General features: G+C 65.6%; 24 protein-coding genes. 17 read left to right on the top strand and 7 right to left on the bottom strand.

All coding sequences use genetic code 11. The features are described 5' to 3' along the window. Positions 1-5: 5 nt before the first annotated feature. The gene (locus tag ACROSR_RS14510; RefSeq protein WP_432686274.1) at positions 6-941 is read right to left on the bottom strand and encodes a TRAP transporter small permease subunit; all 936 of its coding nucleotides are present in this window, start codon (positions 939-941) and stop codon (positions 6-8) included. Between the two features lie 93 nt (positions 942-1,034). Then, entirely contained in the window at positions 1,035-2,120 is a 1,086-nt protein-coding gene (locus tag ACROSR_RS14505) for a TRAP transporter substrate-binding protein (protein ID WP_432686272.1), read from the bottom strand. 521 nt (positions 2,121-2,641) lie between these two features. Between ACROSR_RS14505 and ACROSR_RS14500 the strand changes: the two genes are divergently transcribed. The 7 genes from ACROSR_RS14500 (at position 2,642) to ACROSR_RS14470 (ending at position 10,644) form a co-directional block, all read left to right on the top strand. Then, entirely contained in the window at positions 2,642-4,399 is a 1,758-nt protein-coding gene (locus ACROSR_RS14500; protein ID WP_432686270.1) for an acetolactate synthase 3 large subunit, read from the top strand. A 129-nt stretch (positions 4,400-4,528) separates the two neighbouring features. Continuing rightward, on the top strand, positions 4,529-5,089 hold the full coding sequence (gene ilvN / locus ACROSR_RS14495) for an acetolactate synthase small subunit (protein WP_432686268.1): 561 nt from the start codon (positions 4,529-4,531) through the stop codon (positions 5,087-5,089). A gap of 119 nt (positions 5,090-5,208) precedes the next feature. Then, positions 5,209-6,369: an aromatic ring-hydroxylating oxygenase subunit alpha gene (locus ACROSR_RS14490; RefSeq protein ID WP_432686266.1), complete on the top strand. Its 1,161-nt coding sequence runs from the start codon at positions 5,209-5,211 to the stop codon at positions 6,367-6,369. After that, positions 6,366-6,578, top strand: a complete 213-nt coding sequence (locus tag ACROSR_RS14485) for a hypothetical protein (protein ID WP_432686264.1) — start codon at positions 6,366-6,368, stop codon at positions 6,576-6,578. The genes ACROSR_RS14490 and ACROSR_RS14485 overlap by 4 nt, the downstream gene beginning before the upstream one ends. Positions 6,579-6,744: 166 nt before the next feature. Beyond that, on the top strand, positions 6,745-7,488 hold the full coding sequence (locus tag ACROSR_RS14480; protein WP_432686262.1) for a dienelactone hydrolase family protein: 744 nt from the start codon (positions 6,745-6,747) through the stop codon (positions 7,486-7,488). 193 nt (positions 7,489-7,681) lie between these two features. Then, positions 7,682-9,703, top strand: a complete 2,022-nt coding sequence (locus ACROSR_RS14475) for a glycosyltransferase family 2 protein (RefSeq protein WP_432686260.1) — start codon at positions 7,682-7,684, stop codon at positions 9,701-9,703. Next, a complete protein-coding gene (locus tag ACROSR_RS14470) occupies positions 9,700-10,644 on the top strand; it encodes a hypothetical protein (protein ID WP_432686258.1) in 945 nt (314 codons plus the stop codon). The genes ACROSR_RS14475 and ACROSR_RS14470 overlap by 4 nt, the downstream gene beginning before the upstream one ends. A gap of 4 nt (positions 10,645-10,648) precedes the next feature. Here ACROSR_RS14470 and ACROSR_RS14465 read toward each other — a convergent pair whose 3' ends face one another. Continuing rightward, positions 10,649-11,344, bottom strand: coding sequence for an FkbM family methyltransferase (locus ACROSR_RS14465; RefSeq protein ID WP_432686256.1), 696 nt, complete (start codon positions 11,342-11,344; stop codon positions 10,649-10,651). A gap of 122 nt (positions 11,345-11,466) precedes the next feature. Here ACROSR_RS14465 and ACROSR_RS14460 point away from each other — a divergent pair, with 122 nt between their 5' ends. The 8 genes from ACROSR_RS14460 (at position 11,467) to ACROSR_RS14425 (ending at position 18,121) form a co-directional block, all read left to right on the top strand. Then, entirely contained in the window at positions 11,467-12,381 is a 915-nt protein-coding gene (locus ACROSR_RS14460; protein ID WP_432686254.1) for a hypothetical protein, read from the top strand. Between the two features lie 21 nt (positions 12,382-12,402). Continuing rightward, complete coding sequence (locus ACROSR_RS14455) at positions 12,403-13,089, top strand: class I SAM-dependent methyltransferase (protein WP_432686252.1); 687 nt, start codon at positions 12,403-12,405, stop codon at positions 13,087-13,089. A gap of 164 nt (positions 13,090-13,253) precedes the next feature. Further along, the gene (locus ACROSR_RS14450; protein ID WP_432686250.1) at positions 13,254-14,045 is read left to right on the top strand and encodes an IclR family transcriptional regulator; all 792 of its coding nucleotides are present in this window, start codon (positions 13,254-13,256) and stop codon (positions 14,043-14,045) included. Between the two features lie 58 nt (positions 14,046-14,103). Beyond that, positions 14,104-14,826, top strand: a complete 723-nt coding sequence (locus ACROSR_RS14445) for a competence/damage-inducible protein A (RefSeq protein WP_432686248.1) — start codon at positions 14,104-14,106, stop codon at positions 14,824-14,826. Then, on the top strand, positions 14,826-15,542 hold the full coding sequence (locus ACROSR_RS14440; protein WP_432686246.1) for a GNAT family N-acetyltransferase: 717 nt from the start codon (positions 14,826-14,828) through the stop codon (positions 15,540-15,542). Before ACROSR_RS14445 ends, ACROSR_RS14440 begins: the two co-directional genes overlap by 1 nt. 17 nt (positions 15,543-15,559) lie before the next feature. Further along, positions 15,560-16,132 (top strand): peroxidase-related enzyme, encoded by a 573-nt coding sequence (locus ACROSR_RS14435; RefSeq protein ID WP_432686244.1) that lies wholly within the window; start codon positions 15,560-15,562, stop codon positions 16,130-16,132. 163 nt (positions 16,133-16,295) lie between these two features. Beyond that, entirely contained in the window at positions 16,296-17,405 is a 1,110-nt protein-coding gene (locus ACROSR_RS14430; RefSeq protein ID WP_432686242.1) for a Ppx/GppA phosphatase family protein, read from the top strand. Continuing rightward, positions 17,405-18,121: an RlmE family RNA methyltransferase gene (locus tag ACROSR_RS14425; RefSeq protein ID WP_432686240.1), complete on the top strand. Its 717-nt coding sequence runs from the start codon at positions 17,405-17,407 to the stop codon at positions 18,119-18,121. Before ACROSR_RS14430 ends, ACROSR_RS14425 begins: the two co-directional genes overlap by 1 nt. A gap of 38 nt (positions 18,122-18,159) precedes the next feature. Here the strand turns inward: ACROSR_RS14425 and ACROSR_RS14420 are convergent, their stop codons facing one another. After that, complete coding sequence (locus tag ACROSR_RS14420) at positions 18,160-19,446, bottom strand: hypothetical protein (protein WP_432686238.1); 1,287 nt, start codon at positions 19,444-19,446, stop codon at positions 18,160-18,162. 146 nt (positions 19,447-19,592) lie between these two features. Here ACROSR_RS14420 and ACROSR_RS14415 point away from each other — a divergent pair, with 146 nt between their 5' ends. After that, positions 19,593-20,279, top strand: coding sequence for a thiamine diphosphokinase (locus tag ACROSR_RS14415; RefSeq protein ID WP_432686236.1), 687 nt, complete (start codon positions 19,593-19,595; stop codon positions 20,277-20,279). Beyond that, a complete protein-coding gene (locus tag ACROSR_RS14410) occupies positions 20,276-21,910 on the top strand; it encodes an MFS transporter (protein WP_432686234.1) in 1,635 nt (544 codons plus the stop codon). The genes ACROSR_RS14415 and ACROSR_RS14410 overlap by 4 nt, the downstream gene beginning before the upstream one ends. Positions 21,911-22,117: 207 nt before the next feature. On the opposite strand, the gene ACROSR_RS14405 is transcribed toward ACROSR_RS14410, so the two are convergent. Genes ACROSR_RS14405 through ACROSR_RS14395 form a run of 3 tightly spaced genes read right to left on the bottom strand, consistent with a single transcriptional unit; the run spans position 22,118 to position 24,358 of the window. Then, the gene (locus ACROSR_RS14405) at positions 22,118-23,440 is read right to left on the bottom strand and encodes an MATE family efflux transporter (RefSeq protein ID WP_432686233.1); all 1,323 of its coding nucleotides are present in this window, start codon (positions 23,438-23,440) and stop codon (positions 22,118-22,120) included. Further along, the gene (locus ACROSR_RS14400; protein ID WP_432686231.1) at positions 23,433-23,942 is read right to left on the bottom strand and encodes a PaaI family thioesterase; all 510 of its coding nucleotides are present in this window, start codon (positions 23,940-23,942) and stop codon (positions 23,433-23,435) included. Before ACROSR_RS14400 ends, ACROSR_RS14405 begins: the two co-directional genes overlap by 8 nt. Further along, entirely contained in the window at positions 23,942-24,358 is a 417-nt protein-coding gene (locus ACROSR_RS14395) for a PaaI family thioesterase (protein ID WP_432686229.1), read from the bottom strand. Before ACROSR_RS14395 ends, ACROSR_RS14400 begins: the two co-directional genes overlap by 1 nt. Positions 24,359-24,409 lie beyond the last annotated feature (51 nt).

The raw sequence follows: 24,409 nt of genomic DNA, 5'->3' as shown, positions 1-24,409 counted from the left end.
GCCCTTTATTGCGTGGCGTCGCCGGGTGTCCCGGCGGTGCCGGACAGGTCCCGATCAAGATGTTTGCCGGCGCTGTCCGGCCCCTCGCGCCATTCCAGCCATGCGCGCCAGAACACGGCGCAGGCCTGCAGCAAGATCATCCCGGCGAACACCACCATGAGGACCTTGAACAGGAAATACGCGTTGAAGCCGTTGGGGCTGAAACTGATGGTCTCGACATTCCAGCGCAGCGCGCGCGATTGCAGCATCAGCCGTTCAAGGGAATTCGACGCGGACGGGTTCGGCGTTATCAGGTGCCGCCACATGAAGAACCAGCCGTAAAACCAGATCAGCACCGCCATCGGCATCATGAACAGCAGACTGCCCAGCATGTCGATCGCCTTTTTCGTCCTGTGCCGCACCCGCGCGTAGATCAGATCGACACGCACATGGCCGCCTTGGGTGAACGTATAGGTGCAGCACAGCGCGACCACGATGGCATTGTAAAGCTTCAGTTCCTCGGCCCACCAGCTTATGTCGAAGTCCAGCGGGATGCCGAAGCCCAGCACGATCTCGGGCCGGGCAAAGACGCGCTGGATGAACACGATGACGATCTGCTGGATCACCATGATCAGCCCGGCCCACGCGGCGACGCGCCCCACGGTGTTGGCGACGGCTTCCAGCGTCCGCACACAGCCCCAGAGAAATCCGGTGGCCCGTATGCCGATGACCGTGATGACCAGAAAGGCGGAGAACAGCACAAAGAAGAGTTCCGACGAGCCGCCGTAATAGACCACGCGCGAAATCGCTTCCGGATTCGACCAGTCAAGCCAAAGCTGCGGATGCCACAGCGCGTAGGCCAGATTGTAGAAGGCCATGCCGATATTCTGGGCCAGCCACACGGCGCCGCCGGCCAAGGCCGCCAGCACGTCGATCACCCCGACGCCGCCCTCATCTGCCATGATGCCCTCCTGCAACCGGACGCGACGCGGCGGCCGCACCGCGCGCGAACGGGCCCCGCCCCACCGGGACGGGGCCCTGTCATCAGGGTCGGATCAGATGCCGACCACGCGGTTGCGCTGTGCGGTGAAGGCGCCTTCGGACCGGCTGCCCCAGGCCGCGGAACTGCGCAACGAGTCCATGTAGCTGTCATGGCATTTCTTGTAGATGTCGTCGCCCATCGGTTCCTGCACCACGTCCTTCGAGGCGGCCCCGAAAGCGTCCCAGACGCTGTCGGGGAATTCCATCACCTTCACCCCGCCCGATTGCAGCCGCTGCAGCGCGGCCGAGTTGTTGGTCATGAAATGCGACATCGTGCGGATATTCGTGGCCTGCGCCGCATTGCTGACGATCGACTTCTGCGCCGGCGTGAGGCTGTCGTAGATGTCGAGATTGAAGGTCAGGTTTATGTTCGGACCGGGTTCGTGGAAGCCGGCGGTGTAGTAGATCTTGGTGATCTCCTGAAAGCCGGCCTTTTCGTCGGCCCAGGGACCGATCCATTCGGTCCCGTCGAGGGCGCCGGACGACAGCGCCTGATAAACCTCGGAGCCGGGCAGGTTCTGAACGCTCGCGCCCAGCTTGCCCAGGACCTGTCCGCCCTGGCCCGGCATCCGGAACCGCAGGCCCTGGAAATCCTCGGGGCTGTTGATCTCGGTGTTGAACCAGCCACCCGATTGCGGCCCGGTATTGCCCGCCGGGAAGCATTTGAGCCCGAAGATGCTGTAAAGCTCGTCGGCCAGCTCACGCCCGCCCGCATGATGGAACCAGTTGTTGTATTCCATGAAGGTCATGCCGAACGGCACCTGGCTGAAGAACGACAAGGCCGGGTGCTGGCCGAGAAAGTAGTAATCGACCGCGTGATAGAGGTCGGCTTGCCCCGCCGAGACGGCATCGAACGCCTCGAACGCGCCGACAAGCTCGCCCGCCGCCTTCAACTCTACCGTCAACGCGCCATCGGACATGTCGGTGATCGCATCTGCGCAATACTGGGCGGAATCGTGCACCCCGGTCAGACCGCGCCCCCATGTACTGACCATGGTCAGGGTGCGTCTGCCTTGCGCATAGGCCGGCGCGGCCAGCGACGTGGCCGCCGCCGCAGACCCGCCCAGCGCAGAATTTCTCAGAAAAGAACGACGATCCATACAGTTTCCTCCCGTCTTTTTCGTGGCATGCGGTCCGCGTCGGGACGGCATCCGAAGCCTTGCAGTGCGTTGCACCCTAACCGCTGAATCCGTGGCTGCAAATACCGATAGCCGCAAAGATCGCGGGGGCCGGGGAATAAACCGTCGCGGGTGCGAAGCGGCCAGTCCGGACGGGTGCGCGCCCCGTCCCACACAGCCCGTCGGGGCACACGTCTCGCCCCCGAAGACCGCCCCTGTCAGAACCGACCTGTCCATCAGACGGCATTTCGCGCAATAATTGAAAAGAAAAGCGCTAGTGTCACGACATTTTATCCACCAATTCGCCTTGACGCCATATGCCGCCGGATTTAAGTGTTCGGCAAGCAAGGAAGGGGATGCATTGTGACGGATCGAGTATACATCGCAGGTACCTTGCGCATGGGTCTGTAACGGACGCCACATTGGCACCCCATGCGCCCCCGCCTTGGATCGGGGGCTTTTTTATGCGACACGAAATGACGTCAGAACGGAGCACGAGACACATGAAACGTCAGATGACCGGAGCGAAAATGGTGGTTCAGGCCCTCAAGGATCAGGGTGTGGACGTCGTGTTCGGATATCCCGGCGGCGCCGTGCTGCCGATCTACGACGAGATTTTCCAGCAGGAAGGCATCCGGCATGTCCTTGTCCGGCACGAACAGGGGGCCGTGCATGCCGCCGAAGGATACGCCCGCGCCACCGGGCGCCCCGGTGTCGTTCTGGTCACGTCGGGTCCCGGCGCCACGAACGCGGTGACGGGGATCACAGACGCGCTGATGGACAGCATCCCGCTTGTCGTGCTGACCGGTCAAGTGCCCACGTTCATGATCGGCACGGATGCCTTTCAGGAGGCCGATACCGTGGGCATCACGCGCCCCTGTACCAAGCATAACTGGCTGGTCTCGGACACGAAGAATCTTGCGGACACGGTGCATCAGGCGTTTCATGTCGCCACCTCGGGGCGTCCCGGGCCGGTTCTGGTGGACATCCCCAAGGACGTTCAATTTGCCAGCGCCGACTACGTCTCGCCCTCGCAGGCGCGCACGCATCATTACCAGCCGCAGGTCAAGGGCGATATAGAAGGGATCACCGATCTTGTCGCCGCGATCGAGAAGGCCAAGCGCCCAATCTTCTACACCGGTGGCGGCGTGATCAATTCGGGACCCGAGGCCAGCCGCCTTTTGCGCGATCTGGTCGAGGCGACGGGCATTCCCATCACCTCGACGCTGATGGGGCTGGGCGCCTACCCGGCCTCGGGCAAGAGCTGGCTGGGCATGCTGGGGATGCACGGCCTTTACGAGGCCAACATGGCGATGCACGATTGCGACCTGATGATCAATATCGGGGCGCGGTTCGACGACCGCATCACCGGGCGGCTGGACGCGTTCAGCCCCGGCAGCACCAAGGCGCATATCGATATCGACCCATCGTCGATCAACAAGGTCATCAAGACCGATATCCCCGTTGTCGGCGACATCGCGAACGTGCTCAAGGACGTGCTCGAGGTCTGGAAGGCGCGCGGCGGCAAGACCAACCGCGAGGGGATCGCCAAGTGGTGGTCGAAGATCGAGGAATGGCGCCGCGTCGATTGTTTGAAGTTCAAGCAGCAGGGTCCCGTGATCCGGCCGCAATACGCGCTGGAGCGCCTGGAGGCGCTGACCAAGGGGCATGACCGCTACATCTGCACCGAGGTCGGCCAGCACCAGATGTGGGCCGCGCAGTATCTCGGCTTCGAGGACCCCAATCGCTGGATGACCTCGGGCGGACTTGGCACGATGGGTTACGGCTTTCCAGCCTCGATCGGCGTGCAGATGGCGCATCCCGACGCGCTGGTGATCAATGTCGCGGGCGAGGCGTCGTGGCTGATGAACATGCAGGAGATGGGCACCGCAGTGCAATACCGCCTGCCGGTCAAGCAGTTCATCCTCAACAATGAGCGTCTCGGCATGGTGCGGCAATGGCAGGAGCTTCTGCATGGCGAGCGGTATTCCAGCAGCTGGTCCGAGGCACTGCCCGATTTCGTCAAGCTGGCCGAGGCATTCGGCGCCAAAGGCATCTTGTGCGAGGACCCCGCCGATCTGGATGACGCGATCATGGAGATGCTGAATCATGACGGGCCGGTGATTTTCGACTGCCTCGTGGAAAAGCACGAGAACTGCTTCCCCATGATCCCGAGCGGAGAGCCGCACAACAAGATGCTGCTTGGTGAAAACGCCTCGACCAAGGACGCGATCAAGGAAGGCGGCGCGGTGCTGGTGTGAGGCAGGTGGGGGCTATCCGCCCCCATACCCGCACGATACATGGGGGGCTGTCTGCCCCCCAAACCCCCCGAGAGTATTTCCGGAAAGATGAAACGAGGCCGCCGAGGCCCCTGAGAGGAAAAACGTCCCATGTCCGCCCTGAAGATCAAGAAAGGGTCGTCCAAGCATTCGGCCTACAACCTGCGACCCCAGTTCTCGGACGTCCAGGAGACCCACACGCTGGCCGTGATCGTCGATAACGAGCCGGGGGTGCTGGCGCGGGTGATCGGGCTGTTTTCCGGGCGCGGCTACAATATCGACAGCCTGACCGTGGCCGAGGTGGACCATACCGGCCATACCAGCCGGATCACCATCGTCACCACCGGCACACCGCAGGTGATCGTGCAGATCAAGGCGCAGCTGGGACGCATCGTGCCGGTCCACGAGGTGCATGACCTGACCGTCGAGGGGCCGAACGTGCAGCGTGAACTGGCGCTTCTCAAGGTCGAGGGCACGGGCGACAAGCGGGTCGAGGCGTTGCGTCTGGCAGATATCTTTCGCGCCAACGTGGTTGACAGCACGCTTGACAGCTTCGTGTTCCAGATCACCGGCACCCCCGAAAAGGTCGATGCGTTCGCCGACCTGATGCGTCCGCTGGGCCTGGGCGAGATGGCGCGGACCGGGGTCGCGGCGCTGTCACGCGGGGCCTGAGCGGCGCAAAAAACCGCGCCGTCATGTCGCCTTGAGGAAAATCGGGTCGCTGGCGGCGGCGCGGCCCCGCGCCGCGTGGTGCAGTCTTGTGTTCATGACGAGAACGGGAGACTGCCGATATGAGCCAGCCGGTGACAGATCTCGGCCCCGTGCGTGCCAGTGTCGAACACGCCCGCGGCCTGCCCAACGCGCATTATCTTGATGCAGGCGTCCACGAGGAGGAGAAGCACGCGCTTTTGTTCTCGCAATGGTCCGGGCTGGCCGTGGCCGCCGACGTGCCCGAGCCCGGTGATGCGAAACCGCTGGAATTCCTCGGGCTGCCGCTGCTGCTGATCCGCGACAAGGACGGCGCAGTTCGGGTCTTTCAGAATATCTGCCGCCATCGCGGGATGATCCTAGTAGCCGAGCCACGCAAGATCGAGGGGGCGATCCGTTGTCCCTATCATTCGTGGTGCTATGCGACCACGGGTGCCCTGGTCTCGACCCCGCATGTGGGGGGGCCGGGGCACAACACGCATGAGACCATAAAGCGCGTGGATCTGGGCCTTGTCGAGATCCGCAGCCATGTCTGGCGCGATATCGTCTGGATCAACGTGTCCGGCGACGCCCCCGCCTTCGAAGAGGCGATGGCCGGGCTGATCGCGCGCTGGCGGGATTTCGATCTGCCAATGTATCACGGCGGCCACGACAGCCGCTTCGAGATCGAGGTCCGCAGCAACTGGAAACTCGCGGTCGAGAATTATTGCGAGAGCTACCACCTGCCCTGGGTGCATCCCGGCCTCAACAGCTATTCGCGGCTGGAAGACCATTATCACATCGAGGCGCCCGGCGCGTTTTCCGGTCAGGGCACGCTGGTCTATCGCCAGATCACCAACGAGAACGGCGAGACCTTTCCCGATTTTGCCGATGTCGGCGAGACGTGGAACGAGCAGGCCGAATACATCGCGGTCTATCCGAATGTCCTGATGGGGGTGCACCGCGATCATGCCTTCGTGATCCTGCTAGACCCCAAGGGGCCGGACCGCACGGTCGAGCATGTGCATCTGTATTACGCGGTGCCGCGCAGCGATGACGGGCTGCGCATGCGCAACACGCAGCTTTGGAAGACGGTGTTCGAAGAGGACATCTTCGTGGTTGAGGGGATGCAGCGCGGCCGGCACGCCACCGGCTTTGATGGCGGGCGGTTCTCGCCGGTGATGGACGGCCCGACACATTGCTTTCACGCCTGGGTCGCGGGCCGGGTCGAGGCGCATCGCGCCATGGCGAGGGCGGCGGAATGACCGATCTCGACACGCTCATGATCCGCGCGCACGATACAGGCGACCAGCGCGCGCTGATCGACCTTTACGCCGAGGCCGCCGATCGGGTGAACGATACGGATGCCTCGTGCTTTTACCTCACCCATGCCTATGTATTCGCGCTGGAGGCGGGCGCGCATGAGGCGGGTCCGCTGCACGCGCGGCTCAAAGCGCATGGGCGCGAGGCCTGACCGCGCCCACGCTCTACCCGTCCTGCGCCGGGCCGCGATCCCGATCCCGGCGCCCCGTCGTATTGTTATAGTGCCCTGCGCGCCCTACACTGTTTACGGTGCCTCTGGCCATGACGGCAGGGCAGGCAATTCAAATCGGACGGGATAGACCCCGACAGGAGGGATCATGACCATACGACTGACTTCGTTTCTTTTTGCGCCCCTTATGATCGCAGCGCCCGCGCTGGCAGACGACGTGCCGTATACTGTCGAGGGCGACGCGTTCACCGGCTACTGGGCCGAGGCCGACGATCCCAAGGGCCTTGTCCTGATCGTGCATGACTGGGACGGGCTGACCGACTATGAGCGGCAGCGCGCAGACATGCTGGCCGACATGGGATATGATGCGTTCGCGCTCGACGTCTTCGGCGACGACACGCCGACCGAGACGGTCGATCACCGGCGCGCCGCGACAGGCGCGCTGTACCAGGATCGCGCACGCATGCGCGCGCTGCTTGACGCCGGGGCGGATCTTGCCCTGTCCAGATCGTCGGCGGACCGGATGGTCGTCATGGGCTATTGCTTTGGCGGGGCTGCGGCGCTTGAGATGGCGCGCAATGGCGGGCCCGAAGCCGTGGCGGGATACGCGACCTTCCATGGCGGCCTGTCCACCCCCGAGGGCCAGGGCTGGTCCGGCGACGAGCCGCCGCTTCTGATCGCGCATGGCGGTGCCGACAGCTCGATCACGCTGGAGGATGTCGCGACCCTCGGCACGGAACTGGAAGAGGCCGGGACGACCTACACGATCGAGATCTATTCCGGCGCGCCACACGCCTTTACCGTCTTCGGCAGCGATCGCTATGACGCGCGCGCAGACACCGAAAGCTGGAGCGCCTTTACCGCCTTCCTCGACGATAGGGTCACCGACTGACACCCCAAGGCCCGGACGCGGCAGCCATGCGGCCGCATCCGGGCCATCGCCCGCCCCCAATGCGGCCGCGACGCCAAGCGGCGCGAAAACAATCCGGCGCCTTCGATCCGTCTGTTGCGAAAACCTGTCTCTGCCGCGTATGATGCGCCCTGACATGCGTGACGCATGACCCGGTGTGGGGCGCGGCGCACCATTGGCAGATACATTAGTCCGGATGATGGCAGAGCAGGTGTCCCCCAACCACGACAGCCAACCGGTGCCACGCTGGCTGGACGAGCTGCGTCCCGGCGGCGAGGGTGCGGGCTTTCTCGACAAGAGGCTGCGACACAGCCTCATGTTGATCCGGCGACCGTCCACACGGCTGCTGGTGACCTTCGACAATCTCGCCAACGTCAACGATGCGGACGTCCTGCGTGAACCTTGGGGCTTTCGCTTTGCGCAGGATAACGGGGTGTCGCATCTTGGTGTGATGGCGCATGTCGGCGACTGGTATCGCGATGCGGACCTGATCGCCCGATTGACACGCCTGCGCGATGACGGCGTGTTCGACGGGTATGACCGCGTGGTGTTCGCCGGCGTGTCGATGGGCGGCTTCGGCGCGCTCACCTTCGCCTCGCTGGTGCCGGGTGCGCATGTGATCGCGTTCAATCCGCAGACCACGCTGGACCCCGACCTGGTCCCGTGGGAGACGCGCTACGAAACCGGGCGTCGTCAGGACTGGACGCTGCCGCTGTCGGATGCCGCCACGCTGACCGAAGGCCTGGGTCGGGTGACCATCTTCTCGGACCCGTATCACGCGCTTGACCAGATGCATCTGGACCGGCTGACGGGCGACAACATTCGCGTGTTCAAATGCTGGTATTCCAGCCACAAGACCGCCGTCTTCCTGCGCAAGATCGACGCGCTAAAGCCGGTGATGGAGCGTTGCATCTTCGACGATCTGACGCATGAAACCTTCTACCGGCTGTACCGCGGGCGGCGGAACCTGCCCTGGTTCCGCGGGGCCGTGTCGGACTATTTCCAGCGCACGAACCGCCCCGAGATCGCCGACCGTTTCACCCATGCCTTCCGCAAGCGCAAACGCGACCGGGACACAGCCCGAAACGCGACCGCCACACCTGCCGCCCCGACCACGACACAAGCGTCCGATGCCGCGCCTGCGCCGCGGACCGCGCGTATCGTCACGCCGCAGGGCGATCCCGGCGCGGACCCCCAGACCGGCTCTGGCAAGCGCCTGATCGTGACAACGATGAAGAACGAAGGTCCCTTCATGCTGGAATGGATCGCCTTCAACCGCGTCATCGGCTTCACCGACTTTCTCATCTACACCAACGATTGCGAGGACGGCACCGACAGGATCGCCGCCCGGCTGGACCGGATGGGTCTTGCCCAACACCGCGAGAACGTCTTCAGACCCGGGAAAAGGCCACAGGGCGCCGCGCTGAAGGCCGCACGGAAAGAGCCGGTCTACCAGCAGGCCGACTGGCTGATATGCGCCGATTGCGACGAATTCCTGAACATCCGCGTGGGCGCGGGGCGGCTGGACGATCTTTTCGCCGCGACCGGGCAGGCCGACGCGATCTCGGTCTGCTGGAAACTGTTCGGCAATGGCGGGCATCGGGACTATTCCGAGGATCTGATCGTCGAGCGTTTCACCCGGTGCTGCGGCGAGCACGAGTTTCCCAATTACCGCGCGCGGGGCATGAAGACACTGGTGCGCAACACCGACCGGTTCGACAAGCTGCGCATCCATCGCCCCGCCTTTCACCTCGACCGTGGCGACGTGGCCTGGGTGGACGGGGGCGGCCGCCCGATGCCGGACGTCTACCTGACCCAGGGTTGGAACGCGCATACCGGATTTAGCCACGACCTTGCGCGTCTGCATCACTATGCGGTGCGGTCTGTCGACAGCTTTCTGGTCAAGCGCGATCGCGGACGGACCAATCACGTGGGCGACGATCAGGGGATCGCGTACTGGTCGGGCATGAATTTCAATTCCACACGCGACACGTCGCTGCACGCCCGTCTGCCCGCCCTGCGCCAAGAGCTGGACAGGCTGTTGCAGGACCCCGAGCTTGCCCGCCTGCACGCGGCCGCCTGCGACTGGCACCGGGACCGGATCACGGCGCTGCTGGCGCGCGACGGCTGGTCCGCGTTCCGCGACGAGATCGCGCGCCTCAACGCGCCGCCAGAGCCCCTGACACGTCCTGCATGACACGGCCCGAAACCCCGCATGTCGTCGTGCATGGCGGCGTGCACAAGACCGCCACGAGCCATCTGCAATCCATCCTGCAGCGCAATGCCGGGCGGTTGAAGAAAAGCGGTGTTCACTACGTCCACCATCGCGATGCGCGCAAGCACTACACCTATCCCTGCCAACTGAACGGGTACGAAAAGCTGGGGCTGGATTTTCGCCGCAAGGTGTCCGACGCGGATCTGGCAAGGCGCGCGAACGCGTTCTTCGAGACCATCAAGGCCCGCCCCGGCGCGCGCATCATCCTGTCGGATGAGAACATGCCGGGGCATTGCGGCCAATGCGTGCGCACCGGCGATCTGTACCAGCGCCGCGACACGCTGATCCCGATCTTTGCGCGAAACATCCCCTACCCTGTGCACGAGGTGCATCTGGGCTTGCGCAACTATGCCGATTTCTTCGCATCGGCCTATGTCGAATTCCTGCGATCGGCCACAGGCGCGAACGTGCTGGCCGAAGACGCGATGAAACGGGCGATCCTGGGCCGATTGCCAAGCTGGCTGGGCCTGATCGAACAGGTCCGCGACAGCTTTCCCGATGCCCGGTTGATCGTCTGGCGGCATGAGGATTTCTCGGCACTGTCGTCGCGCATCATCGCCAACCTGTGCGGGCCGGGCATCGACTCAAGCGCGCTGGTCAGCCCCGGACGCACGCGCGGACGGCCCTCGGCGTCGCACCGCGCGGTGCGTGAATTGCTGTCCGAGATCGCCCGCATCGGTGGCGAGGCCGCGCTGGCGCGGCGCGTCGAGATCCAGGAACGGTACCCGCGCGGCCCCGACTGGCCCGGCTACGATCCCTGGACCACGCAGGAGCGTGCGCATCTGACCCGTCTCTATGAACGCGACATTGCCGCGATACGGCGCAGGCCGGATGTCGAGGTTCTGGCCCCCGATGCCGGTTGACGTGTCAGGCCGTGTCTTTCAGCCGTTCGAACAGCACGATATCGCCAATGGACACCTTCTGATGATAAAAGAAATCGTGCCTGTGCAGATCGTCGAAGACCTTGCGCACGCCGGCCCCGCCATAGACCCGCGTGTGCAGTTCCAGCGCGATGTTGCGCACCCCTGTCAGGGTACATGCCTCGAACAGGCCGCATTCGCCGCCCTCGATATCGCAAATGATGACCGTCGGTCGAAGCTCCGTGACCAGATCCGACAGCCGCAGGGCATCGACCCCGATCCGCGTGGACACGCCATCGCGCGGCGGCGTCAGCGACGAGGACCAGAACGGCTCTGTCAGGTGAAAGGGCATCCGGCCCTGCTCGGGCCACGGTGCCGCATCCGAAAGGGCCACGACATTGCGGATCGACGCATTCGTCACGCCATTCATCGCGTGCACCCGGCCGATATAGGCGCAAAGCTGCGGGTTGGCCTCGACACAGGTGATATGCTCGACATCGTGGGTGCGCGCGATAAAGCTGGAAATGAAGCCGATGCCGGCGCCCAGTTCCAGCACGCGATCGCCGGGCTTGACGAATTTCGCAAGCGCGGTCACCTCGGGCGTTTCGTACATATCACGTCGCAGACGCTTGGCCACCTTGGCGGTGATGATGCGGTCATCGGCGGGAAACCTGATATCCCGGCAGGTGATGGTATTGTCCAAGGGGCCCCTCTCGGGCACGGTGGCCCGACTGTCGCGCGTTCGGACGCAGGATGCGGATCAAACCGCGGCGGTGCAAGGCGCGGCGCGGAAAAATCCGGGTTGGAGTTGTTGGTAACTTCACGATGCCCGGATATGAACGGATCGGGCGGCGGCACCGCCGCGACCGTCACGGACAGACCAAGGACAGATCGGGCAGGCGCATGACACCAGAGTACGAGATCGGCATGCTGTGGGTCGAAGGCCCGCTCAGCTACGTCGAACAGCTTTGCATCCAGTCCTTCCTCGATGCGGGACATGACGTGACGCTGTACCACTACGGCGCGGTGTCGAACGTGCCCGCGGGCGTGACGGTGAGGCACGGGTCCGCGATCCTCGACCGCGACCGGTTCATCAGCCACGCACGCACCGGCAGCATGGCGCTGTTCTCGGACGTGTTCCGCTATCACATGCTGCGGCGGCAGGCCGGGATGATCTGGGCGGACACGGATGCCTATTGCCTGCGTCCCTTCACCAGCGACACGGGCCATTTCTTCGGCTGGAAATCGGCGCATCACATCAATGGCGGGGTACTGGGCCTGCCCCATGACAGCCCGGCGCTGGCGGGTCTGCTGGAGATGACCGAGGACGAGTACGGCATTCCCTTCTGGTATGGCGAGGGGGCACAGGCCCGGTTGCGGGCACGGGCCGAGGCCGGCGATCCGGTGCATGTCGGCGACCTGCCCTGGGGGGCCTGGGGGCCGCACGCGGTGACCGCGTGGTTGCACCGCACCGGCGAGGACGCGCATGCCTTCGACCGCGAGGTGCTCTATCCCGTGCCGTTCCAGAACCGGCGGCAGATGGTCAAGGCGGGCAAACGCGCGCAGGCCGAGGCCTGTCTGACCGACCGAACCCTGTCGATCCACCTTTACGGGCGCCGCATCCGCGATTTTCTGGCGCAGCGGCCCGGCGGTCTGCCCGACGAGGACGGGCTGATCGGCCACCTTCTGAAGAAACACCGGATCGATCCGCAGGCCGCGCCGATCCCGGCACGGGGCTGACCGGAACAAGGACGACACACCATGACGGCCAAGCTGGAAAACCTGACCGACCTTGCGGATCGCTACGGCTCTGACAAGGGATCGGTCAAGCATCGCTATACCGAACTGTATCACATGCTGTTCCACCCCTACCGGATGCGGGCGATCACGTTTCTGGAAATGGGGCTGTTGATCGGCGGACCGGAACACGGCGCCGACGCCGACCGCGCGACATCCGACCTGCCCTCGATCCGGATGTGGCTGGAGTATTTTCCCAAAGCCCGCATTCACGGTCTCGACGTGTCGGATTTCTCGTGGTTCGAACATGAACGGTTCACCTTCCATCGCTGCGACATGGAAGACCCGGCCCAGATCGCCCGCGCCATCGGCGCCATTGATCCGGCCCCCGACATCGTGATCGACGACGCCAGCCATGCCAGCCATCATCAGCAGACCGCGTTCCTCGAGATCTTTCCGCGGCTGGCGCCGGGCGGCCTGTACGTGATCGAGGATCTGCGCTGGCAGCCCGCGACCTATGAGCGGCCGAAGATCACCAAGACCGCCGCGCTGTTTCGCAGTTGGCTGGACGACCGGCGATTCAGCCATTCCGATCCGGCCGTGGAAGCGGCGTTCAACGCCCTGAGCGACCAGATTTCGGGCTGCATCGTGGAGCCGGCCCGCTATCAGAAGAAGCGGCGCGATCAGCTTGTGGTCATCCACAAGAGGTGACGCCGACCGCGCGGCCTGCGACGGTGCCCTGCATCGCATGGATGGTGCGCCCAAGCGCAAGAGATCGCGTCGCCCGCCCGCCGCCGGGTCGTTGACTTCGGGTCATATCCTTTAGTACCCGAGACACTTGTTCATCAAACGAGACAGCCATGCATCTTGACCGATTGACGACCGTCCTGGAGGCCGTGGCGATCGCGGGGCGCGCGGTCACCGCCTCGGAGATACAGCACACCACAGGGCTGCCGCGCCCCACCTGTTACCGTCTGCTGCAATCGCTGGCCGAACACCGCCTGCTGGATGAACCGCAACCGGGCCGCTACCTGATCGGTGTGCGGCTTGTGCGGCTGGCCCTTCTGGGGCAGACCGATGTCGATGCCCGGCAGGCGGCGGCACCGGCCCTGCGCGACGCGGCCGACCAGTTCGGCGAGGCGGTGTTCCTGTCGCGCTATCGCGACAAGGGCGTCGAGATCATCCATGTCGAGACGCCGCCGGACGCGGCGCGGTCCTTCGTGCATCCTGGCCTCGGGTTTCGCCCGATGCATGCCTGTTCGTGTTCCAAGGCCATCGCGGCCTTTGCCGAAGACGGCTTTCGCGACGCCATCCTGAACGGCCCGATGCGGCGCTACACCCCGCAAACCAAGCGCGACGCGGGCGCGCTGCGCGCGGAATTCGCGGCGATCCGGCTGGCCGGTTACGCCGAATGCGTCGAAGAGATCGAGGTCGGCATATCCTCGGTGGCGGCGCCGGTCCGGATCGGCACGATCGGCGCCACGTACAGTATCGGCGCGACCGGCCCGGTACGCCGCTTCACCGCCGAGCGCCGCGCCAGCATCGGCCGGGACCTGTGCCGCTTCGCCGAGAAACTTAGCCTCGCCCTCCAGATGCAGGCACCGTCGGTCCACGGCCCCACCACAACGGGGCACAGGTCGCCGGATGTCCGGCATAAGGGGGTTTGAAAGCGCCCGCCGCGGGCCTATACCTTTCCTGACCGCAGTTGCACGAAAGGCCCGCGCCATGCCCAACCCGACCGCCGCCATGCTTGTCATCGGGGACGAGATCCTGTCGGGCCGGACGCGCGACGCGAATATGGCCCACCTTGCCACAGAGCTGACGCGTGCCGGCGTCGATCTGTGCGAGGTGCGGGTAATCAGCGACGACGCGGACGCCATCGTCGCCGCGGTTCAGGCCCTGAGCGGCGCATATGACGTCGTGTTCACCTCTGGCGGGATCGGCCCGACGCATGACGATATCACCGCCGAGAACGTGGCGCGCGCCTTTGGGCGCCCGATATCTGTACGCGACGACGCCCGCGCGATCCTTGCCGCGCATTACGCCGCCCGCGACCAGGAGCTGAACGACGCCCGTCTGCGCATGGCGCGCATCCCCGATGGCGCTGCATTGATCGACAACCCGATCAGCGCCGCGCCGGGCTTCACCATTGAAAACGTGCATGTGATGGCGGGGGTGCCGTCGATCTTTCAGGCGATGGTCGCGTCGGTCCTGCCCACGATCACCGGCGGCGCGCCGATCCTGTCGCAATCGCTTGACGTGGCACGCGGCGAAGGGGATATCGCCGGACCGCTGACCGATCTGGCGGCGCGCTATCCGGACCTGTCCTTCGGCTCTTACCCGTATCTGCGCGGCGGCGCGCACGGGGTCAACGTGGTGGTGCGCGGCCATGACGGCGCGCGTGTCGATGCCGCGATGTCCGAACTGTCGGGACTGTTCGCCGCATGATGCCGGACCTGCCGACGCTTCACGCCGCGGTCGAGGCGACTTGGCCCCCCGCCCGCGTCGAGACCGTCGGACCTGTCACGATCCGCGAGGGGCGCGGCGGCGGCAAGCGCGTCTCCGCCGCGACCGCTGCGCGGGCCCTCACCCCCGACGAACTGACCCGCGCCGAAGACGCGATGCACGACCTCGGACAGGCGGCGCTGTTCCAGATCCGCACGGACGATGCCGGGCTCGACGCGGCATTGGCCGCGCAGGGCTACCGCATCGTCGATCCGACCCGCATCCACGTGGCGCCGGTCACGGCGCTGACCGTGCAGACCCCGCCGCGCATCGCTACCTTCACCATCTGGGAGCCGCTGGAAATCATGCGCGAGATCTGGGCCGAAGGTGGCATCGGCCCCGACCGCGTCGCGGTGATGGCGCGTGCGAAAGGGCCGAAAACCGGCCTGTTCGGTCGCCATGACAGCCACCCCGCCGCCGCGGGGTTTGCCGCGATCCACGACCGGATCGCCATGGTGCACGCGCTTGAGGTGCGGCCGCGCCACCGACGTGCGGGCATGGGCCGCTGGATGATGTGCGCCGCGGCGCACTGGGCCGCCCGCCACGGCGCGCAGCACATGGCGGTGCTTTGCACGGCGACCAACGCGGCGGCAACCGCGCTGTATTCGGGCATGGGCTTTGCGACGGTCGACGGGTACCACTACCGTGTGAAGGATTGAACAGGAAGGATGGCATCATGACCGGACCCGACCGGACCACCGCACTCGATCTGCCGATGGTCGATCCGCTGCCCGAGGAGACGCGGGCCTATTTCGACATCTGTGAACAGAAGCTCGGCATGATCCCGAATGTGCTGAAGGCCTATGCGCATCATATCGACAAGCTCAACGCCTTCACGGCGCTGTACAACGACCTGATGCTGGGCGAAAGCGGGCTGAGCAAGCTCGAGCGCGAGATGATCGCGGTCGTCGTCAGCTCATTGAATCGCTGCTGGTATTGCCAGGTGGCGCATGGGGCGGCGGTGCGGCAGTTGTCGGGCGACCCGGCCCTGGGCGAGGCAATGGTGATGAACTGGCGCGCGGCACCGCTCGATGCGCGCGGGGCCGCGATGCTGGCCTTTGCCGAAAAGGTCACCAAGGCCTCGTCCGAGATCGAGGAGGCCGACCGCACAGCCCTGCGCGACGCGGGGTTTTCAGACCGCGACATCTGGGACATCGCCAACGTTGCGGGGTTTTTCAACATGACCAACCGTGTGGCCTCGGCCACCGGCATGCAGCCCAATCCCGAATACCACGCACAGGCCCGGTAAAAGCCGCCCGCGCCACGCAAAAGACCGGCCCGATCCGCCGGCCGAGGGGGCCCGACGGCGTCAGGATCACATGTTCGTGCGGCCCCCGCCGGGCGCGCGAGGCTTGCACGATGGCACATATAGGTCTAAATTAGTGTCAACTTGAAATGGAGGGCGTGTCGTCATGGCGCCCAAGCGTCCCGAAAGTGCGGGCGCGTTCCCGGAACCGGTTGAGAGTCCCGCACTGAACCTGCCGGATCAGACGTCGTTATATGCGGCGCTCGATCTTGGAACAAACAGTTGCCGCATGCTGATTGCCCGACCCGAGGGCAATCAGTTCAAGGTCGTGGACAGTTTTTCGAAGACTGTCCAGTTGGGGGCGGGGCTTGAACGCTCCGGCCGACTGTCGCGTGCCTCGATCTATCGCACGATTCAGGCCTTGCGGGTCTGCCGCCAAAAGCTGCGCCGACACAAGGTAGAGCATATGCGGCTGGTCGCGACCGAGGCCTGTCGGCGCGCCGTCAACGGCATGGATTTCATGAAGCGGGTCGAACGCGAGACGGGTCTCAAGCTTGACATCATCGCCCCCGAGGAGGAGGCGCGTCTTGCCGTGGTCTCCTGCGCGCCGTTGGTCAGCTCGCGGACAGAGCAGCTTTTGGTGGTGGATATCGGCGGCGGCTCGACAGAGCTGGTGTGGATCGACCTGCGCGACGTGCCGCCCGCCGAGAGGCGCCGCGCGATAGCGCGCATGCATCTGGGATTTCAGTGCACCGATGGCGGGCCGACGGCAAAGGTGGTGGACTGGATCAGCGTACCGCTGGGCGTGGCGACGCTGCGCGACCAGTTCCACGACGTAATGGAGGACAGCGCGCGTTTCGCACTGATGAGCTGGTTCTTCGAGGAAAACCTTGCCGAGTTCGCCCCCTACAAGGACGAGCAGACCCGCGAAGGGTTCCAGATCGTCGGCACCAGCGGCACGGTCACCACCGTGGCCGCCAGCCATCTGGGCCTGAAACGCTATGACCGCAACAAGGTGGACGGCCTGACCATGACAAGCGACGAGATCGACAAGGTCATCCGCACGTACCTTACGCTTGGCCCGGCGGGACGCCGCAGCGATCCGCGCATCGGGCAGGATCGGCAGGCACTCATCATGTCGGGCGCGGCGATCCTGCAGGCGTTGTTGCGGTGCTGGCCGACGGACCGGCTGTCGGTCGCGGATCGCGGCTTGCGCGAGGGCATGCTTTACGCGCAGATGGCCGCGACGGGTGTATTGAGGGATGGGGCCGACTGATGGCAAAGGGACCGGACGGCAAGAACACCTCGGGGCGCGGGCAACGCGATCTGACGGTGCAGGTCAAGACTGCACGCGGGCGACGGGCGTCGTCGACGCGCTGGCTGCAACGGCAACTGAACGATCCCTATGTCAAGCGCGCGCAGGCCGAAGGCTATCGCGGGCGCGCGGCCTTCAAGATCATGGAGCTTGACGACAAGTTCCGCTTTCTGGTGCCGGGCGCGCGCGTCGTCGACCTGGGCTGCGCGCCGGGAGGCTGGTGTCAGGTGGCCGTGCCACGGGTGAACGCGCTGGGTGACAAGCGCGGCAAGGCGCAGGGCCGCATCCTTGGCGTCGATCTGCAGGAGGTCGAGCCGATCGCGGGCTGCGATCTCTATCAACTGGATTTCATGGAGGACGGGGCCGACGGTCGCGTCAAGACATGGCTGGATGGCCCCGCGGATGTGGTGATGTCGGACATGGCGGCATCAAGCTCGGGGCACAAGCAGACAGATCACCTGCGCATCGTTGCACTGTGCGAGGCTGCCGCGTGGCTGGCATTCGACGTGCTGGACGAGGGCGGGACCTTTGTCTCGAAAGTGCTCGCCGGCGGCGCCGAGGGCGAGTTGCAGGCCCTTCTGAAACAACGGTTCGCCAAGGTGGCGAATGTCAAACCACCCGCGTCCCGCGCGGACAGTTCCGAGAAATTCGTGGTCGCGACAGGGTTTCGCGGCTGACGGTCAGCGCAGGATCGCCCGGTCGGACCGCGCGCCCGTCAGCCGGTGCCCGGCCGTGTGCGAAACCCGGTCGCATCGGTAACGGCGTACCGCCCGTCGGAACATTTCCGAAGCTTGCCCGCAGTCAGCACCGCGTCGCAGGCGCGCAACATGTCCTCGCGCATTGCGGTCACGCCGATCTGGTCAAGCATTTCCATCAGCATCGGGCGCGAGAATCGCACATGCCCCTCGATATCGACCATGTAAGCCGCCGCCGCCTCGATCAGATCCGGCAATTCGGCAGCCCCCCTCCGCGCGATGAAGGCGCCGAAATCGCCACCGACCCCCTCGGAGGCCGCAAATTGCACAGGCCCCGCATCGGGCGCGCCCATGACACGCTGCTCGGGCATGAGCCGAAGCGGATCGGGCCAGCGCCCCGCGTCGCGCGCGCCCTGCCAGCGTTGCCGCGCCGGACGGCCGCGGCGCCGCGGCCGTGTGGCCCCCCTGTCGGTCTGTGTCTCGGTGCGGGTCAGGGCGAGCGCGGCGCGCAGATACTGAATCGTGCTGCGTCGCCGGTTCGACGACGGGGCGTCGAGGTGACTGTCGGTCTTTTCGAATATCCGCGACAGGTCGTCCATGTCATGGCCCGGCGCGCGATCGGCTCCCGTCACGCCGGTGGCGGCCTCGGACGCGGCAGGATGCGCCCCATCCCGGGCGCTGTCGGTCGGCACGGTCGCCCCTTGGTCTGCCAAGCCCGCCCCGTGTGGTGTGTCGGTCTCGATCGCCGCGAGTTCGCGTTGCAGCGCGCGTTCGGCCTCGGGGCAGAGCGTCGCATGCGCGTCTTGGCGTGAGGCGTCGCTGACCGCAGGTGCGGGGCCGTCGCCCGTATCCTGTCGCAGGATACCGCGATCGACCAGCCTGTCGATGTCCGACCGCCTTACCCGGACGACCCGCGCCGAAGGCCGCGTCGCGGTCATGCGGGCGGGCGCGTCAGGGCGTTCTTCGTTGGCAGGTCTGCCCGGCACCGGCGGCGCGACGGACCGATCCGGCGCCTGTCCGGGCGGCGGAGCGACGCGGTCGGCGGCAAGGGACGGGTCGGCGCATAGAAGGACGCCGCCGTCATCCGATTGGACCGTGACGCGGCAGGTGACGCCACGCTCGGCGATGCGGGTCAGGATGTCGATATCGGGGGCCTCGCGCCCTGCCCCGCCAGTGTCCGCGATCGCCTCCAGGTACCGCAGGTAATCGAGGATCGCCGTCATGGTCTGCAAGGGATCGTCGAATCCCTTCAAGGCGCAGGTGAAGCCCCGATACGAGATCGTGAGAATTTCATCCGACCCGGTCACGTTCCCTCCCCGTCCTGCGACATTGCCCTTCTGATCGTGACATGATCAGAAGGGCCAAAGCGGCACGATTTTTTGCTGTTTCGCGTATTATTTGATGGTCAAAACGTGGCATGAACCAGTTAATGAAACGACAAGGACGTTTGAAAATGGATGTCCACGCGAAAGCACCAATCACGCTGCTCGGGGGCGCGCGCGTGTCGACCGGGCTTCTCGATACCGCGCAGCGGCTTGCACCCGGTATCATCGCCGCAGACAGCGGTGCGGACCGGGCGCTGGCCCATGGGATCACGCCACGTGCGGTGATCGGCGATTTCGACAGCATCTCGGACGACACGCGGACGCGCCTTGATGCGACGACCCTGCACCCGATGCTGGATCAGGACAGCACCGATTTCGACAAATGCCTGCGCAGCATCACCGCGCCACTGATCCTCGGCGTGGGATTCTGCGGCGAACGGCTCGATCACCAGATGGCCGCCTGCAACACGCTGGTGCGGTATCCCGCGCAGCGCTGCGTGCTTCTGGGCGAGGTGGACCTGATGGTGCTGTGCCCGCCCGCGATCCACCTCGACCTGCCCGAGGGCTGCCGTGTGTCGCTGTTCCCCATGGGCGCGGTCGAAGGGGCCTCGGACGGTCTCGCATGGCCCATCGGGGGGCTGAATTTCGCGCCTGATGGTCCGATCGGCACCTCGAACACGGCGCTTGGGCCAGTGCATCTGTCGGTCACGTCGCCCAAGATGCTGCTGATGCTGCCGGTCTCGATGCTCGACATCCTCGTGACCGCCCTGTCCGAGAGCGCCTCGTTCTGGCCGGAGGCCGGAGGCGCGCGATGAGCGCGGGGACAAGAGTCGCCACATGGGTCGATGCGGTGATCTTCGATCTGGGCCGCCAGATGCGCTGGACCTTCCTGCCGCCGCTGATGGTCTATTTCGCCGCCGGATTCTCGGGGCTGACGATGATCGTGGGTACCTTCTTCGTGAAGGAATACCTCGACCTTTCGGCGGCCTTTCTTGCGGGACTGGCGTTCTGGGCGGGGCTGCCCTGGGCGCTGAAGATGCCGCTGGGGCACCTGGTGGACATCATCTGGCGCTGGAAGTGGCTGCTGGTCTATTTCGGCGCGGGGCTGATCGGGCTGTCGGTCTTCATCATGTACCTGCTGCTGACCCAGACCGAGATGATGACCGCGATCATGCCGATGAGCGCGTGGTACATCACATCCTACATCCTCGCGCCCTGCGGTCTGGTGGTGCAGGATGCGGTCGCCGACGCGATGTCAGTCGAGGCCGTGCCGCGCCTCGACGCCCAAGGCCGCGAGATCGGGCTGGAACAGTCGCGCGCCATGCACACCACGATGCAGACACTGGGGCGGTTCGCGCTGATCCTCGGGACAGTGGTTGTCGCGGCGATCAACATCACGTTGTTCTCGGGCATCGAGGCGATGGACGCCGAGGCCAAGCGCGGCGTCTATGCCACGATCTATCTTTGCGCGCTGGCGATCCCGGTGGTGTCGGTGTCGGGCGTGGTACTGGCCGGCATCCAGAAGATCCGCGCCAGGCAGGGGATGATGCGGCGCGGGCTGTCGCCGGCCGAGGCGGACGCGCTGTTCGAACGCCCCGACGAGGACACCAAGGTCAACCCGTGGTACTTCATCGGCGGTGCGGGCTTCGTGGCGATCTCGCTGACCGTGGGGCTGAGCGACATCCCCTACGGGCAAGAGATCATCTTTGCCGGGTCCATGGCGATCGTGCTGCTGCTGATGCGGCAGCTGATCGCGGTGCTGGAGCCCGCACAGGCGCGCGCCCTGGTCGGCACGGCGCTGATCATCTTCATCTTTCGCGCCGTGCCGCGCCCGGGCGACGGCTATACCTGGTTCACCATCGACGTGCTGGGCTTCGATCAGCAGTTCCAGTCGATCCTGTCGTTGATCACCTCGGTGCTGACGCTGGTCGGCATGGTGGTGCTGCGTCCGCTGATGGCGAGCCGGCCGATCGTCTACATCATCGTCCTGCTGACGCTGGCGAGCGGCCTGCTGTCGCTGCCCAATATCGGGTTGTATTACGGAATTCAGGACATCACGGCCCCGCTGACCGCGGGCGTGGTGGACGCGCGGTTCATCGCGATCCTCGACACGGCGATCGAATCGCCACTGGGACAGGTCGCGATGATCCCGATGCTGGCGTGGATCGCGCGCAACGCGCCCAATGACCTGAAGGCCACGTTCTTTGCAGTGATGGCGTCGTTCACCAACCTCGCGCTGTCGGCCAGTTCCCTGCTGACAAAATACCTCAACGAGGTGTTCGTGATCACCCGGCGGGTGGCAGATCCCGAGACCGGCGAGGTCACGACGCCCGCGGATTATTCCGAGCTGGGGATACTGCTGATCGTGGTCAGCCTGCTGACCGTCGGGCTGCCGCTGCTGACGGTGATGATCGTGCAGCGGACGCGGCTGCGCACGCAGGAATAGGCGACGGGCTACGACTCCGGCGCGATACGCGGCGCGAAGCGCCGCAGCGCCATCGCATGTCCGCCCCCCGGACAGGCGATTCGGTGACGTTGGCGCATCGATTAAAGCTTTTGCGGGATGGCCGGCATAAAGCGCGCTGGACATATCCCGGATCGCCTGCCCGCGGACATGCGAGGGCGCCACGTGCCGGACTGTCCGTCTCACCCGTCACCCCGGCCCCGCGCCGAGCTCCAGCGCCGGATAGCGCAGGCCGAGGGTGATGCCCCGCGCAATGAAGCTGATCAGCAGCGCCAGCCACAGCCCGTGATTGCCCAGACCCGGCACAAGGATCGCCGCCGCCACCGCGTAGACCGCAAGGCTGACCGCCATCATGTTGCGCATGTCGCGCGAGCGGGTGGCGCCGATGAACACGCCGTCCAGCATCCACGCCGCCAGCCCCACGACCGGGGCCGCCACCATGTAGGGCAGGTAGGCGCGCGCCTCGGTCTGCACCCCCGGGGCCTTGGCCATGATGTCGATGATGGTGCCCCCAAAGCCGGCAAAGCCGATGGCCAGAAGGCCACAGACCACCAGCCCCCAGATGCTGGTCATCACCGCACCGCGCCGCAGGCCCGCCGCCGCGCGCGCGCCAAAGGCCTGGCCCACCAGTGCCTCGGCGGCAAAGGCAAAGCCGTCGAGCGCATGCGCGGTGATGTGCAGGAACTGCAACAGCACCTGGTTGGCCGCCAGCGTCACGTCACCGAAATCGGCCCCCAGAAACAGGAACGAGACGAAGATCACCTGCAGCATCAGCGAACGCAGCAGGATGTCGGTGTTCACCGCCACCATGACTTGCAGCCGCGCGGGATCGAAGACGCGCGGCCAGTCGCGCCAAGCAGGGACGGCAAAGGCATCGCGACAGAACCAGAAGCCAAGCGCGAGCCCGCCCCATTCCGCGATCACCGTGGCCCGCGCCACACCCGCCACGCCCCAGTCGAGGCCCAGCACGAACCACAGGTCAAGCGCGATGTTGACGCCGTTCATCAGCACCTGGATGGCCAGAACCGCGCGCGTGCGCTCCTGCGCGATCAGCCAGCCGGTCAGGCCGAAGATCGCGATCATCGCCGGCGCGGACCAGACCCGGATGGCCAGGTACTCGCCCGCCAGCCCCTCGACCTCGGCGCTGGCGGGCGCGACCTTGAACGCAGCCCAGAAGATCGGCACCTGCAGCGCGATCACCGCGATCCCGCCGGCCAGCCCGATCATCAGCGCGCGTGTCAGCAGGGCCGCGACCTCGCCCGTCTGCCCCGCGCCATGTGCCTGGCTGGTCAGGCCCGTCGTGCCCATACGAAGAAACCCGAAGATCCAGTAGATGCCCGTCAGGATCACCGCGCCGATGCCCACGGCCCCGATGGGCGCGGCCTGCCCGAGTTGGCCCACGACGCCGGTGTCGACGGCGCCGAGGATCGGCACCGTGGCGTTGGAGATCACGATCGGCAGGGCGATCTTCAGGACGCGGGCATGGGTGACCGCGCGCGCAGGCTCACTCATCGCGACGCGGCATCAGGAAATGCCCTGTCGCCTGCGCGAAGGGGCGGCCGCGATTGTCCTGCCACGCCTCGACATGGACGCTCGCATAGCGCCGCCCCGACCGGTTGACCTGGGCGCGCGCATAGGCGTCGCGCGGCAGCCCCGAGCGCAGGTAATCCACGGTGAAATCTATGGTCTTGGGCAGGCGCGGCAGGCGGCCCGCCTTGAGGGTGTCGATATCAACAGCGCCAGTCTCGACCTCGTCCCACAGCATCCCCCAGCTGAGCCCGATGATCGAGGTGATTTCCAGAAACGCCGCCGTTGCGCCCCCGTGCAACGCCGGCAGGATCGGATTGCCGATGAGTTTCTCGTCGAAGGGCATAACGCCGGTCAGCTCGTCGCCGCGCCGTTCGAACGCGACCCCCAGAAAGCCGATATAGGGTACCCCCGCGACCAGCGCCCGCAGCGCGGCATCGCGACGCTCTTTCACCACCTGCACGGGGTCGGGACGGGGCCGCGCCATCATCCGCCCTCCACGGTGAAGCTGCCGGTCGCGGCGGCCACCGGGCGCGCCGTGTCGTCATCCATCGCGCGGGCGCGCACGAAGGCCACCGAGCGCGTGACGTGGTAGCATTCGGCGCGCGCGCGGATCGTCTGGCCGGGCGTGGCGGGGCGCATGTAGTCGATGCGCAGGTCGATGGTGGCAGTACCACCGATCGAGGCCGGATGGCTCATCGCCGCCGCACCGCAACAGGTATCCATCAGCGCCGACACCGCGCCGCCATGGATCACGCCGGTTTCGGGATCACCGATCAGGCGTGTGTCGTAATCCATCTCGATCTCGGCGGTTCCATCGCCCATCTGCACCATGCGCAGACCAAGCGCCCGCGCATGCGGCAGCGTCTCCATGAACTCTCGCGCGGAATCGGTGTCGCTCATCTTGCCTCTCTTCGGCCCTTCGGGACGTGTCGCACTGATGGCATCTTTTAT

It is taken from the genome of Roseovarius tibetensis, from assembly GCF_050896375.1.
Classification (GTDB): Bacteria; Pseudomonadota; Alphaproteobacteria; order Rhodobacterales; family Rhodobacteraceae; genus Roseovarius; species Roseovarius tibetensis.
Note: the sequence above shows the minus strand (reverse complement) of the source record. Positions and strands in the feature narration are given on the sequence as shown.

What these genes read in the sequence shown, in the direction of transcription:
- ACROSR_RS14510 (WP_432686274.1), bottom strand. Translation starts at nt 941, where the DNA reads ATGGCAGATGAGGGCGGCGTCGGGGTGATCGACGTGCTGGCGGCCTTG.
- ACROSR_RS14505 (WP_432686272.1), bottom strand. Translation starts at nt 2,120, where the DNA reads ATGGATCGTCGTTCTTTTCTGAGAAATTCTGCGCTGGGCGGGTCTGCG.
- ACROSR_RS14500 (WP_432686270.1), top strand. Translation starts at nt 2,642, where the DNA reads ATGAAACGTCAGATGACCGGAGCGAAAATGGTGGTTCAGGCCCTCAAG.
- ilvN (WP_432686268.1), top strand. Translation starts at nt 4,529, where the DNA reads ATGTCCGCCCTGAAGATCAAGAAAGGGTCGTCCAAGCATTCGGCCTAC.
- ACROSR_RS14490 (WP_432686266.1), top strand. Translation starts at nt 5,209, where the DNA reads ATGAGCCAGCCGGTGACAGATCTCGGCCCCGTGCGTGCCAGTGTCGAA.
- ACROSR_RS14485 (WP_432686264.1), top strand. Translation starts at nt 6,366, where the DNA reads ATGACCGATCTCGACACGCTCATGATCCGCGCGCACGATACAGGCGAC.
- ACROSR_RS14480 (WP_432686262.1), top strand. Translation starts at nt 6,745, where the DNA reads ATGACCATACGACTGACTTCGTTTCTTTTTGCGCCCCTTATGATCGCA.
- ACROSR_RS14470 (WP_432686258.1), top strand. Translation starts at nt 9,700, where the DNA reads ATGACACGGCCCGAAACCCCGCATGTCGTCGTGCATGGCGGCGTGCAC.
- ACROSR_RS14460 (WP_432686254.1), top strand. Translation starts at nt 11,467, where the DNA reads ATGCCCGGATATGAACGGATCGGGCGGCGGCACCGCCGCGACCGTCAC.
- ACROSR_RS14455 (WP_432686252.1), top strand. Translation starts at nt 12,403, where the DNA reads ATGACGGCCAAGCTGGAAAACCTGACCGACCTTGCGGATCGCTACGGC.
- ACROSR_RS14445 (WP_432686248.1), top strand. Translation starts at nt 14,104, where the DNA reads ATGCCCAACCCGACCGCCGCCATGCTTGTCATCGGGGACGAGATCCTG.
- ACROSR_RS14440 (WP_432686246.1), top strand. Translation starts at nt 14,826, where the DNA reads ATGCCGGACCTGCCGACGCTTCACGCCGCGGTCGAGGCGACTTGGCCC.
- ACROSR_RS14435 (WP_432686244.1), top strand. Translation starts at nt 15,560, where the DNA reads ATGACCGGACCCGACCGGACCACCGCACTCGATCTGCCGATGGTCGAT.
- ACROSR_RS14430 (WP_432686242.1), top strand. Translation starts at nt 16,296, where the DNA reads ATGGCGCCCAAGCGTCCCGAAAGTGCGGGCGCGTTCCCGGAACCGGTT.
- ACROSR_RS14425 (WP_432686240.1), top strand. Translation starts at nt 17,405, where the DNA reads ATGGCAAAGGGACCGGACGGCAAGAACACCTCGGGGCGCGGGCAACGC.
- ACROSR_RS14415 (WP_432686236.1), top strand. Translation starts at nt 19,593, where the DNA reads ATGGATGTCCACGCGAAAGCACCAATCACGCTGCTCGGGGGCGCGCGC.
- ACROSR_RS14410 (WP_432686234.1), top strand. Translation starts at nt 20,276, where the DNA reads ATGAGCGCGGGGACAAGAGTCGCCACATGGGTCGATGCGGTGATCTTC.
- ACROSR_RS14405 (WP_432686233.1), bottom strand. Translation starts at nt 23,440, where the DNA reads ATGAGTGAGCCTGCGCGCGCGGTCACCCATGCCCGCGTCCTGAAGATC.
- ACROSR_RS14400 (WP_432686231.1), bottom strand. Translation starts at nt 23,942, where the DNA reads ATGGCGCGGCCCCGTCCCGACCCCGTGCAGGTGGTGAAAGAGCGTCGC.
- ACROSR_RS14395 (WP_432686229.1), bottom strand. Translation starts at nt 24,358, where the DNA reads ATGAGCGACACCGATTCCGCGCGAGAGTTCATGGAGACGCTGCCGCAT.